Below are 12475 nucleotides of genomic sequence, written 5' to 3'. Positions count from 1 at the left end.
GACCACCAGCGATGCCTCAGCCGTCGTGACGCCCGTGGCGATCAGCCGCCAAAATTGCCGCTGCACCACCCGCGACGGATCAGGCCGGCCAGGCGCGCGCATCGCCGGCCTCAGCGCCCGATCAGCACGCCACTGCCGCCGAAATCCCTCAGGCGCATCGCCGGTCTTCCTGCTCCAGTCCTCCGTAGCGATCTTGAACACCTCCGAAATGAAGGTATTGCGACGACCGATTGAATCCGCCCTGCGATCCCCTGTCCGCGTGGAAGATCACTCCGTCGACGTGGCCGCCGCGGGTCGCCGCTGCCATCTCGATCGCGTCGACGACCAGTTCGGTCCGCATATGGTCGCCGACCAGCCCACCACGCGCCGCGAGCAGATGTCGATCACCGTGGCAAGGTAGAGCCAGGTCGTGCCGACGGCGACGTAGGTGATGTCGCCGCACCACCTGGTGTTCAGGGTGTCCGCGGTGAAGTCGCGCATCACCAGGTCCGGCACGGGCGGCGCGGTCCTGTCCGCGATCGTCGTCCGCTTCTTCTTCCGCAGGTGCCGGCCGACGATGTGGTGGACCCGCATCAGCCGGGTCACGCGTTTGCGGTTGATCCGTCGTCCCCTCGCACGCAGCTCGGCATGGACGCGCGGGGCTCCATAGGCGCCGTCGTGCTCGGCGTGGATGGCGCGGATCTCGCTCACGGTCTGTTTCTCCTCGGCCTGGCGCTCGGCGCGGGCCTGCCCGGTGGCCAGGTGCCGGTAGTAGCCAGCGCGGGACACACCGAGCACCCGGCAGATCCGCTTGACGCCGAAGTCGGCGCGGTTTCCCGTCTTTGCGCACCCACGTCCGCAGCGACTCCGCTGTGATGCCGAGATCCGCGGCCACTGCCGCGTACGTCCGCTTCCCGGCCGCGGCACGGTAGAGCGCGACCGCGTCCTTCCTGAACTCCTCCGGATACGGAGACTTGCGTCCCACCACGTGAGGCTGAGCCTTTGGAGTGGACACCCTGACAATGGATCTTGATGGTCCAGGGAGGGATGTCCAAGGTGTAGGTAGTCGGTGTGGCGGCAGGAGGCAGTGTGGTGACGACACGGGCCCCAGTCCCGCCGACTCCTGCACTCGCCGAGCACGCAGTCCCGGTTTCGTCGCCGCCGCCGGCGTCGGCGCCGTCCGCGGTAACCCCCCGAGTGTCTGCTTGAAGAGCCGGAACGTGTGCTCGATGTCACACTGCCGCAGGAGCGCATGCCAGAGCAGTCGGCAGCCGGCCTGTACCGGCCACGGGAGAATCCCAACCCACGGTAAAGCATGGCTGGATCTCGCCCCTGAAAGGGGGTCAAAACCGGGTGAGGCATGTGATGTGGGGTCAACATGCTTGAGATTAAAGCTGGTTGACAGGCAACCGCGACTTCCCAATGCTTGATCATCAATGCTGTCCGGATCGGGGCGCTCTGTTGATCGACCCGGACAGGCGCGCGGCGCGCGTTGACAGGCTTTACGGGGGATTTGCATGCCAGTGCATTACGCGGGCCGCTCACGCCTGCCCGGGAACAGGTGGAATCTGCTTCCCATCTTTGCTCTTCGCCATGCCGGTTTTCCCGTGGACGTGCTCGCGCCCCTCGCAGCACCCGGCGTTCTTGCGGAGACCGCCGCATTGGGCGAGGCACTGCGCCGTGCTCAGGAGGCGGCGGACGCCCTGCGGCAGAAGCTGCACGGCTCCGCCGAACTGACCGCCCTCGGCCCGCGCATCGGCATGCTCGGCAGCTTGCCGGACACCGTCGCGCACGCCGAGGACTACCACCGTGCCCTGTCCGAACTGACCGGGCGCTGGCAGCGGTTCGAGGAGGACCACAAGGCCCGCCTGGACGCCGGCCGACGACAGGTGGCCGCGGCCTTCCGCGACGACGAGGCCCTGCGCGAGGTGCTCCTGCTGTCCAACGACAGCCACTTCCCCCGCTTCGCGGCCTGGCTCGACCAGGACGTGCAGCGGTTCGGCAGGACCGACCGCAGGACGGCCGACCTGCTCGTGCGCTACCTGCAGCGGGTCGCCACCAAGAACGAGACAACCTCGCATTTCGGCCCCGTCGCCACCGGCCGGCTCTCGTCTGCGGCGAACGGCATGCGCTGGCGGGAAGCCGGAGCCCCGCAGCGACGCGTCCACTGCGCGCACTGGGCCGCCGAGACCGTCGCCCGCACGCTGAGCGCCCGCCCCGAACTGCGCGAGCTCATACGTCCCCGCAGACGCCCCCTGGTCTTCCATCACGAGGGGCACGTCCAGGTCTACGCCCCCACGACCACCACCGGTTTCCTGGCCGACTGGCGCTTCGAGCGGGTGGCCGACACGGACGTGACGCCCGCGCAGGCCTGGCTGCTGGATGGGTGCGACGGCGAGCGGAGCCTTCGCGCCCTGCGCCGGGAATGGCCGTACGGCACCGAGGACGGCGGGCTGGACGCGGTGCTCGCGGACCTCGCCGCCAAGGACTGGATCGTCGACCGGTTCGAGATACCGGTCGGCACCGCCGAACCGCTCACCGCACTGCACACGGCCCTGCCCCCGGCCGGCCACTCGCCCGCCGCCGACCAGGCGCACGAGGCGATCCGGTCGCTGGAGCGGCGCCTGGCCGAATTCCAGGCGGCCGCTCCCGCGTTGCGGCCCGCCGCCCTGGCCGCCGCCCGGCAGGAGTTCACGGCGCTCACGGGCGCCGAGGCGAACCGCAACGCCGGACGCCACTACGCGGACCGCGCGATCTTCTACGAGGAGTGCCACAGCCGCGTCGACGCCCTGAGGGCCGGTCCCGATGTGGGCCGGCTGCTCGGTGAGGAACTGGCGCCCGTACTCGACCTCGTCCTGGCCGGTGCGCGGCTCAGGGTCCGCCGCGAACGGCAGATCCTCGCCGAATGGGCGGCCGCACGCTTCGGCACGGACACCCGGGTGCCGCTGTCCGCCTTCTACACGGGCTTCTTCACCGACCGGGACCAGCTCGTCGCCCGCTGCGCCGACGTCGACGCCGAGGTGGCCGCCTGGGACGACGCCGTCACCGACGCGCTGCTGAGCGGAACGTCCGCGGGCGCCACGGAGATCGAGGTGCCCCTCGAGCGGCTGGTCGAGCTGGCCGCGCGCCGCCCGGACGACCCCGCGGTGGTGTGCAATCCGGACGTGCTGCTGGCTGCCCGCAGCGCCGCTGACATCGCCGAGGGCCGCTTCCTCGCCGTGTTGGGCGAGTGCCACGCGGTGCGCGAGCTGCTCTGCCACTCCAGCTACGCGCCGCTGCTCGCCGAGAAGGAGCCCGACCTGGCACGCCTGGTGCACGAGGCGTACGCGGACCTGGTGGGACCCGAGGAGATCCTCTGCGACCTGGTGCGCTCCCACCCCAACAAGACCGGCGCCCAGCTGCTGCTCCCCGTCCCGGACGTGGAGATCACCGGCCGCTCGGGCAAGCCCCGCGACCAGGTGCTCCGGCCGGAGCAGCTCTACGTCGTCGTCCGCGACGGACGGGTCGAGCTGCGCGCGGACGGTGTGGACCGGCGCCTGCGTCCGCTGTCGGTTCCGGCCGGCGGGCAGAGCCTGCGTCAGGACCCGCTCGCGCCGCTCGGCTTCCCGCGCCACTACGGAGGTGTCACCCTGCGCTCGCGCAACCACGATCACGTGCCCCGCATCCGCTGCGGCCGGATCGTGCTGCGCCGCGCGAGCTGGCGGGTGCCCGTCGAGGCGTTGCGGGGGACGAGGCCCTTCGCCGGGCGCGGCGATGCCGACGCCGCCGACTTCCACGCCCTGCAGGGGCTGCGCGAGCGACTTGGCCTGCCCCGGCATGTGTTCGCGAAGGTGCCCGGCGAGCCGAAACCGCTCTACCTCGACCTCGATTCCCCGCTGCTGGCCCGCGAGGTGTGCCGCGCGGCACGCGGTGCGAGCGGGTCCGTGGAGCTGAGCGAGATGCTGCCGGGCCCCGACCAGCTCTGGCTGGACCTCGACGGCCGCGGACACACCGCGGAGCTGCGCTGCGCCCTGTTCTCCCCGGCGGAGTCGGCATGAGCGCGGGAGAAGGGGCTGTGCAGGGCACGAGCCGGCGGGTGGTCGGCTACATCAGGCAGGACCGTGGCCGCCTCGCCCGGCCGCTGACCGTCGCGCTCGCCATGGCGCTGGTCAGCGCGGCCGCCCCGATCCTCATCGCCCAGGGTCCCGAGCTGGGCCTGCGGTCCGCCGCGCAGGGCGCCGCGCTCGCCGCCGGGGTGATCGTCAGCGGGGTGGTGGTCTGGGCGCTGAACCGGCTGCGGGCGTACCTCACCCGGCGCCTGGTCGCCGACGTCGTCCTGCGGATGCGGCTGGACGCGCTGCGCTCCGCGCTGGGCCAGAACCTGGAGTTCTACGACCGCAACGGCCGTGCCTCGGTCACCAGCCGGGTCACCAACGACCTGGAGTCGTTCGGGGAGGCCACCTTCAATCTCCTCGAACTGCTGCAGCAACTCGTCGTCGTGGTGCTGCTGGTGCCGCTGATGTTCTTCCTGGAGTGGCGGCTCACCCTGGCCACCCTGGTCGGCAGCCTGCTCATCGCGGTGACCACGCGGCGTTTCGGCCAGGTCACCCGCGTACGCGCCAAGAAGGCGGCGGCGGTGACGGCCGAGCTGACGGCGTCGGTCGCCGAGAGCACCGCGGGCCTGGCCACCGTGCGCGCCTTCGGCTGCGGGGAACCGCTGATCGAGGCGGCCAAGGAGCACAACGACCGGCTGTTCGCGGCCAATCGCCGCGCCGATGTCTTCGCGGCCCTGCTGCAGCCGGCGCTCTCCGTCATCAGCGGCGCGATCATGGCGGTGCTGGTGTTCGCCGGCGGGCTCATGGTCGACGACGGGGCGCTCACCGTCGCCTCCTGGTACCTGTTCGTCCTGGCCACCGACCGCGTTGCCTGGCTGCTCGGCTCCACCGGTGCCCTCGACGGCCAGGCGCAGGCGGCGCTCGCCGCGGCGGACCGCGTACTGGAGCTGATCGACGCCCGCGTCCCGGAGCAGCCGGAGACCGCCGTGCCCCGGCCGCCCGCCGGGGCCCTGCAGGTGAGCGGCCTCACCCTCAGCTACCCCTCGGGCAACCAGGCGCTGCGCGGCATCGACCTGGACGTGCCGGCCGGTTGCCACCTGGGCCTGGTCGGGCCGTCGGGCTCGGGCAAGTCGAGCCTGCTGAAGGCGCTGGCCCGGCTGCACTCGCCGTCCGGCGGCGAGATGCTGCTCGACGGCAGGCCGCTGGCCGCCGTGCCGGAGGCGGAGCTGCGGCGGGGCGTGGCCTACGTCTCCCAGCACCCGCAGCTGTTCGACGGCACCATCGCCGACAACCTGCGCCTGGGCGCGCCCGGGCGGACCGACGCGGAGCTGGCCCGGCTGGTGGGCGACGCCGGGCTCACCAACTGGCTCGCCGCCTTTCCCGAGGGGCTGCGCACCCCGGTCGGGCCGCGCGGTGAACTGCTCTCGCGCGGCGAGTGCCAGATCATCTGCCTGCTGCGGGCGCTGGCGAAGAAGCCCTACCTGGTCCTGCTGGACGAGCCGACCGCCAACGTCGACGCGGCGACGGACGAGCACCTGCAGGCCGCGCTGCGCAACCTGCTGAGGGGAGTCACCTGCGTCATGATCGCGCATCGGCTGAACACGGTCCGCAGCATCGACCGGATCGCTGTCCTCAGGGACGGCCGCATCGTGGAGACGGGCAGTCACGCCGAACTGCTCTCCCGCGGCGGCGACTACAGCGCACTGCACCAGGATTTCGCCTACGCCTCGGCTCCCGGCGGCAACTCCGGCGGGGGTGCCGCGTGAGCGACATCGGCAGCGTCCGCTGGCTGGCCGCCCGGCTGCGCCGTTCCCGCGGCACCGTGCTGTTCGTCGCCGCGGGCGGCATCGGCAACGCGCTGCTGGCGGTGGTGGGTTCATGGGCCACCGGGCGGGCCCTCGACGACGCCCTGCGCACCGGGGTGGACACGCGCCCCTTGCTGGTCCTGGCCGTGCTGCTGCTGGCCAGCCAGGTGATCCGGGCCGGCATGGTGTACGTCCGTCAGGTGGCGAGCATCCGCCTGGGCACCTTTGCCGAACGCGAGCTGCGCGCGGAGCTGGTGACCCGGGTGCTGCGGGAGGGCCGCCCCCAAGAGCACGGCGGCCGGCTCGCCGCGCTGATCAGCGACGTACGCGCCGTGCGGTACATGATCACGCCCGGGGTGGACCTGGCCCTGGCGACGAGCGCGTTCGTGGCGGTCGTCCTCGGCTGCGCGGCCCTGTGGTCGCCGCAGCTCGTGCTGGCGCCGCTGCTGTACGCGGCCGGGTTCGCCTGGGTCTCGGCCCTGCAGCTGGGGGCCATCGGCCGGGCGGCGCGCGGGGCGCGCGACAGGTCCGCGAGTTTCACCGAGCGGGTCACCGAGGCGCTGGACAACATCGAGGCGGTCCGGGACGCGGGCGGGCCCGACGCCGTGTGGCACCGGCTGCAGGAGGCGGCCGTCGCCCACCGGGACGCCGCGGTCGGACAGGGGCGCGCGGAGCGGCGGGCACCGCTCTTCCTGCTCCTCGGCGTGGTGCAGGGCATCGGCTTCGCACATGCCCTGGTGCTGGCCAGGGCCGGCACGCTCACGCCGGGCGACATGGTCGGCTACCACAGCCTGCTCCTGCTGCTCGGCGCGCCCACCTTCTCCAGCGGCGTGGCGTTCCCGGCGCTGGCGGGCGGCTTCGCGGCCGCCTCCCGGCTCCGGGAGAGCCTCGCCTCCCTTCCCGGGCGTGCCCCCGAGGGCGGCTTCTGCCCGCCCGGCACGGTTCCGGCGATCCTCGTCGAGGACGTCGTACTGGACGGTGGCCGACACCTGCCGGCGGGGCTGTCCCTGGAACTTCCGCCGTGCTCGCTCGCCGTGGTCACCGGTCCCGTCGGGTCCGGGAAGTCGACGCTGCTGCGGCTGCTGGCCGGAGCGGAGCGGCCCGACGCCGGCGTGGTACGCATCGCCGGCACCGACGTCAGGCAGTGGCGCCAGGAGGAACTCGCCCGCAGCGTGGTGCTCGTCGCCGACCACGACTCGCTGTTCTCCATGAGCCTGGAGCGCAACATCGGCCTCGGGCGACTGGACGCCGGCCCGGACGAGATCCGGGACGCCGCCAAGCAGGCGGGTGTCACCGAATTCGCCGACATGCTGCCCGACGGCTGGGACACCCGCCTCGGCGCCGACGGCACCACCTTGTCCGGCGGGCAGAAGCAGCGCCTGGCCCTGTCCCGCGCCCTGCTCTCGCACGCCGACGTGCTGCTGCTGGACGACCCCTTCAGCGCGCTCGACGCCGGCACGGCGCGGCTGCTGGCGACCGAGCTGATCGAGGTCGCACGGACCCGCACCGTCGTGGTCGTCGCCGACCGGGCCGACCTGCGCGCCGCCGCCACCCATGTGCTGCACCTCGACGACGCCGAGCTCAGCACCACACACCGAGGAGAGTGACGTGCCCCATCTAATCTCGCAGATATCCGAACTGTTCATCTGGCCGCACGCCGGCTGCAACCACCGGTGCGTCTCCTGCGACATCTGGCAGGACAGGTCACGCCGCGAGCTGGCCGCCGAGGACGTCGAGCGCTGGGCCGAGGAGTGGGAGGCCATGGGCGTGAAGGAGGTCATCCTCACCGGTGGCGAACCGCTGATGCACCGTGACCTGAGCGCGCTGGCCGAGCCGCTGCGCCGACGCGGTATGCCGCTGGTGCTGCTGTCCACCGGCATCCTGCTCAAAAAGTACGCCCAGCAGGTCGTCGACACCTACGCCGTCGTCCTGGTCAGCCTGGACGGGCCGCCCGAGATCCACGACCGGGTGCGCCGGGTACCGCGCGCCTACGACCACCTGGTCCGCGGACTCGGCACGCTGCGCGAGCTCGACCCGGGCATACGGGTCGCCGCCCGGTGCACCGTGCACCGCTTCAACTACAAGCACCTCGCCGAGACCGTGCGCACCGCGCAGGAACTCGGTGTCTACCGTTTCAGCTTCATCCCCGCCGACGTCACCAGCGAGGCGTTCAACCGGGATGGCGGCTGGGACGCCGAGCGGCAGAACGAACTGGTGGTGCCCGCCGACGCGCTCGGCGACCTGGAGGCCGAGCTGGAGCGCATGTTCACCGAGTGCGCCGACGCATTCGAGAGCGGTCTGATCCAGGAGTCGCCCGAGCACCTGAAGTCCTACGTCCTGCGCTACTACCAGGCCTTCCACCGCAAGGCCGAGTACGCGACCGTGAGCTGCAACATGCCCTGGGGCTCCGCCGTCATCGAGGTGGACGGCACCGTACGCCCGTGCTTCTTCCAGCCGGCGTACGGCAATCTGCACACCGAAGGCTCCCTGGAGGCGCTCGTCAACTCCCCTGAGGCGGTGCGCTGGCGCGCCGAACTGGACGTGGCCAATGACCCCACGTGCCAGCGCTGCGTGTGCTTCAACACGCTGGAGCTGCCCGCCGGAACCGGTCCGCGATGAGCATCGTCCTGCACCGCCCCGTCGCCACCGCGCACACCCCGGTCGACCTGCACCTGCACAGCTCGGTGTCGGACGGCGACGACTCACCGGCCGGGCTCGCCCGCCGCTGCGTCGAGGCCGGACTGAGGGTCGTGGCCTGCACGGACCACGACTCCGTCGCCGGACACGAGGAGTTCCGCACGGTCGCGGAGGCCGGCGGGCTGACCGTCGTACCCGGAGTGGAGATCACCGCCCGGTGGGGCGGGCAGGAGGTGCACTGCCTGGCCTACTTCGTGGACCTCGCGGACACCGCCTTCCACGAACGCGTCACCGGCGTGCGCCGGGCCGAGGTGGAGTGGTGGCGCACCTGGTTCGAGCAGGCCGCCGCGCTCGGCGTGGACCTCACCTGGGATACGGTCACCCGGCGCTTCGGCGCCGACCGGGTGGCGTTCCTCGGCGACTATCTCGACCTGTTCCTCACCGCGGCCAGGGACGATGCCCGCTTCGCCGGCTACGAACGGGGCGCAGGGCACGACCGGTTCATCGCCGAGTGGTGCCGGGCCGGGCGCCCCCTGCACGTGCCGCACCCGTGGCGGCCCGAGCTGGCCGAGGTGGCCGACTGGATCCGCGCGGCCGGCGGCGTCGCCGTCCTTGCCCACCCGGGCCGCGTCCAGGAGGGGCCCGGCACGGACTTCGCCGACCTGCGCCGCCTCGGCGTGGCCGGCCTGGAGGCCTGGACGACCTGGCACGACCCGGACGTCACCGAAAGGGTCCTGAAGGTCTGCGACACGCACGGGCTTCTGCCCAGCCAGGGCTCCGACTTCCACGGCGGCCGGCTCAAGCCGTGGTCCCCGGCACCCGGACTGGTGCCCGAGGCCGCGCCCGACCCCATGGCGCTCGTGGACCGCCTGCACGCAGCACGCGGCTGACCGGGCGTCAAAAACGCCGTACGGGCATCTCGCACCCACCATCCACACCACACCCGCACTATTGCGTACCACTTCGCACCACTAGCACCACTAGCACCACTAGCACCACTAGCACCACTAGCACCATTGAGATACAGGGGGACAGCTCGTATGAGTGCACAGGCCGCCGCAGGGCGGGCGTCCGAGACGTGGCGGCTGATGTCTGCCTTCGCGCTACGGCAGTCGGGGTTCGGCTTCCAGATGCTGGAGCCGTACAGCGAGCCGGCCGCGGTGGCGGCGGCCGACCGGATGGCGCGGACCAGACAGCGGCTGCGGGAACTGGCGCCACTGCTGAAGGCACTGATCAAGGCCGCCCGGCCCGGCGACAACGGGGCGGCGGCGTCGGCCCTCGGCACGCTGGGCCCGCTGGCCGACCACCACCTGACGCTCCTGCGCCACAAGCTCGCCCCCGGCGACCTGCCGGTGCTCGCGGAGTACCAGCAGGCCGCCACAGAGCTGTCCGAGGGCTGGCGGCAGTGGGAGGAGGACTACGAGGAGCGGCTGCTGCGCGCCAAGGAGATCCTCCGGGAGACCTTCCGCACCGACGCTCTGCTGCGCGACGCCCTGCTGCAGTCCAACGAGGCGAACTACCGGCTGTTCGCCGACTGGCTGGACGGCGCCGACTCGGTGGGCGGGCCGCGTGGGCGGAAGATGACCGACCTCCTAGTGCGCTACCTCCAGCGGGTCACCGCCAAGAACGAGACGGCCTCCCACTTCGGGCCCCTCAGCGTCGGCCGCGCCGACCTCTGCGAGCGCGGGGTGACCTGGGAGACGGCGCCGCTGCGCCGCCGTACGTTCTTCACCCACTGGGCCGCCGAGAAGGTGGCCGCCGCCCTCGGCCGCGATCCGCGGCTGGCCGGTCAGGTGCTGCCGCGCCGCCGCCCGTGGGCCTTCGAACGCGACGGCGTGGTGACCCTGTACGAATTCACCACCGAGGACGGCTTCTCCGCCGACTGGGAGTTCCGCGCCCGCACGCCGGTGCGTCTCACGGACGCCGAACTCGCCACCTTCCGCCGCTGCGACGGCAGCACCACGCTGGCAAAGCTGCGCGCGGAACTGGGCGACGGGGTGGACGCGACGCTCGCCTCGCTGGTGGAACGCGAACTCGTCGTCTGCCGTTTCGAGGTGCCCGTCGGTGTCACCGACCCGCTGCACGTCCTGCGCGAGCAGGTGGGCGACTGCGCTCCGCTCGAGCGGCTGATCGAGGATCTCGAGGCCGTCTCGGTGGCCGAGCCGGCCGACCGGCCCGCCGCGATCGACGCCCTGCGCGGTTCCTACGTCGACATGACCGGGGCGACGGCCCACCGCGGCACCGGCATGCACTACGCCGACCGCAGCGTGTTCTACGAGGAGTGCCACGCCCCGGTGGGCCGGGTGCGCCTGGGCGCGGACCTGGTCGAGCACATCGAGCAGGAGCTCGCGCCCGTGTACGCGCTGGCCCTGGCCATCCCGCGGCTGCGCATCCTGCGCGAGGGCGAACTGCTCGGCCGGTGGGCGTCACAACGTTTCGGCGAGCACGGGACCATCCCGCTCGACCGTTTCTACGCCGCCTACTTCGCCGACAAGCCGGCGCTGCTGGAGGAGGTCGACAAGGTCGACGCGGAACTCGCCGCGCTCGACGCCGACCTCGCCGACCTGCTGCTCGGGCACGCGGACCGGTCCGTCGCCGAGGTCGAGGTGGACGCCGGACGGCTGCGCGCCTTCCTCGACCGCTGTCCCGAGGGTCCTCCCGCCCTGCTCAACCCCGACGTCATGCTGGCCGCCCGGGACGCCGATGCGCTCGCCCGGGGCGAGTTCCTGTCCGTGGTCGGCGACTGCCACGGCACCCGTGAGCTGCTCAGCCACTCCAGCTTCGCGCCGCTCATGGCCGAGGAGCACCCGGACTTCACCGGGGAGGTGACGGCCGCCTACCGGGAGCTGGTGGACGACGACGAGACCCTGTGCGACCTCGCGCGCAGCCACCCCGACAAGACGGCGTCCCGCGTCCGCCTCGACATGGCCGACGTGGAGATCTTCGGCCGCTCCAGCCGGCCGCGGCACGAGGTGATCCAGCCCTCCACGATGTTCCTTCGGGTGCGCGGCGGGCGGCTCAGCCTGCACGCCGAGGGCGTGCCGGGCCGGCTGCGGCTGCTCGCCCCGCCGTCGGGCGGGCCCACCATCCGCCTCGACCCGCTGGCCCCCTTCGCCTTCCCCAGGCGACTGGGCGGTCTGGTCCTGGAGGCCGACACTTACGGCCACGTGCCCCGCATCCGCGCCGGCCGCGTCGTGCTGCAGCGCGAGCTGTGGCGTGTCCCGGTCGGTGAACTGACGGGGAGTGGGGCCGACGGCAACCGCCGCAGCGGCAACGCCGCCGAGTTCTACGGAGCCCTGGAGCTGCGCGCCCGCCACGGCCTGCCCCGCCACGTCTTCGTGAAGTTCGACTCCGAGCCCAAACCGCTCTACGTGGACTTCACCGCACCCCTGCTCGTACGCCAGATGTTCCGGCTCGCGCACGGGGCGAGCGGCACGGCGGTGTTCAGCGAGATGCTCCCCGCCCCCGACCAGCTGTGGCTGAGCCGGGAGGGACGGAGCTTCACCACCGAGCTGCGCTGTGCCGTATCGACCGTCCGAGCCGCAGCCGAACCGGAGAACTGACGTGACATTCGACTACCGCATCGCCGACATCGCCCTGGCCGAGGAAGGGCGCCACGCCATCCGGCTGGCCGAGCACGAGATGCCCGGCCTGATGGCCATGCGGCGCGCCTACCGCGACAGCAAGCCGCTGGCCGGGCTGCGGGTGGCGGGCTCGCTCGGCATGACCGTGGAGACCGCCGTCCTCATCGAGACGCTGGTGGAGCTGGGCGCGGACGTGCGCTGGGCCACCTGCAACGTGCTGTCCACCATGGACCACGCGGCCGCGGCCGTGGTCGTCGGCCGGGAGGGGACGCCCGAGGAGCCGTGCGGCATACCCGTGTTCGCCTGGATGAACCTGACCCTCGACGAGTACTGGTGGTGGGCCGCCCCCGGCCCGGGGGGGGGCGCGCGGGGCGGGCCCGGGCGCACCCGCCGCGACGCGCTGGGGGGAGAACACGCGACGCCGGCGCCGACGAGC

Annotated in this window: 7 protein-coding genes and 2 pseudogenes; 7 read left to right on the top strand and 2 right to left on the bottom strand. The window is 72.4% G+C overall.

The window, feature by feature from the left end; translation table 11 throughout:
- Nucleotides 1-192: pseudogene (locus ACFWI9_RS01875) on the bottom strand (hypothetical protein); the annotation flags it as partial.
- A gap of 49 nt (nucleotides 193-241) precedes the next feature.
- Nucleotides 242-964: pseudogene (locus ACFWI9_RS01870) on the bottom strand (IS3 family transposase); the annotation flags it as partial.
- A gap of 622 nt (nucleotides 965-1586) precedes the next feature.
- On the opposite strand from ACFWI9_RS01870, the gene ACFWI9_RS01865 reads away from it, so the two are divergent.
- The 7 genes from ACFWI9_RS01865 to ACFWI9_RS01835 form a co-directional block, all read left to right on the top strand.
- On the top strand, nucleotides 1587-4016 hold the full coding sequence (locus ACFWI9_RS01865) for a lantibiotic dehydratase (protein WP_387158299.1): 2430 nt from the start codon (nucleotides 1587-1589) through the stop codon (nucleotides 4014-4016).
- On the top strand, nucleotides 4013-5779 hold the full coding sequence (locus ACFWI9_RS01860) for an ABC transporter ATP-binding protein (protein WP_387158298.1): 1767 nt from the start codon (nucleotides 4013-4015) through the stop codon (nucleotides 5777-5779). The genes ACFWI9_RS01865 and ACFWI9_RS01860 overlap by 4 nt, the downstream gene beginning before the upstream one ends.
- Nucleotides 5776-7425: an ABC transporter ATP-binding protein gene (locus ACFWI9_RS01855; protein ID WP_387158296.1), complete on the top strand. Its 1650-nt coding sequence runs from the start codon at nucleotides 5776-5778 to the stop codon at nucleotides 7423-7425. Before ACFWI9_RS01860 ends, ACFWI9_RS01855 begins: the two co-directional genes overlap by 4 nt.
- Nucleotide 7426: 1 nt before the next feature.
- Nucleotides 7427-8437 (top strand): radical SAM protein, encoded by a 1011-nt coding sequence (locus ACFWI9_RS01850; RefSeq protein WP_387158294.1) that lies wholly within the window; start codon nucleotides 7427-7429, stop codon nucleotides 8435-8437.
- The gene (locus ACFWI9_RS01845; protein ID WP_387158293.1) at nucleotides 8434-9345 is read left to right on the top strand and encodes a PHP domain-containing protein; all 912 of its coding nucleotides are present in this window, start codon (nucleotides 8434-8436) and stop codon (nucleotides 9343-9345) included. The genes ACFWI9_RS01850 and ACFWI9_RS01845 overlap by 4 nt, the downstream gene beginning before the upstream one ends.
- Nucleotides 9346-9495: 150 nt before the next feature.
- Nucleotides 9496-12018, top strand: a complete 2523-nt coding sequence (locus ACFWI9_RS01840) for a lantibiotic dehydratase (protein WP_387158291.1) — start codon at nucleotides 9496-9498, stop codon at nucleotides 12016-12018.
- On the top strand, nucleotides 11975-12475 hold a 501-nt coding region (locus tag ACFWI9_RS01835; protein ID WP_387158289.1), incomplete at its 3' end, for an adenosylhomocysteinase. The genes ACFWI9_RS01840 and ACFWI9_RS01835, both read left to right, overlap by 44 nt.

The organism is Streptomyces sp. NPDC127084 (assembly GCF_042724175.1).
GTDB lineage: Bacteria > Actinomycetota > Actinomycetes > Streptomycetales > Streptomycetaceae > Streptomyces.
The sequence above is the reverse complement of the archived record's forward strand: the minus strand, read 5'-3'. Positions and strand labels throughout refer to the sequence as shown.

What these genes read in the sequence shown, in the direction of transcription:
- ACFWI9_RS01860 (WP_387158298.1), top strand. Translation starts at nt 4,013, where the DNA reads ATGAGCGCGGGAGAAGGGGCTGTGCAGGGCACGAGCCGGCGGGTGGTC.
- ACFWI9_RS01845 (WP_387158293.1), top strand. Translation starts at nt 8,434, where the DNA reads ATGAGCATCGTCCTGCACCGCCCCGTCGCCACCGCGCACACCCCGGTC.
- ACFWI9_RS01840 (WP_387158291.1), top strand. Translation starts at nt 9,496, where the DNA reads ATGAGTGCACAGGCCGCCGCAGGGCGGGCGTCCGAGACGTGGCGGCTG.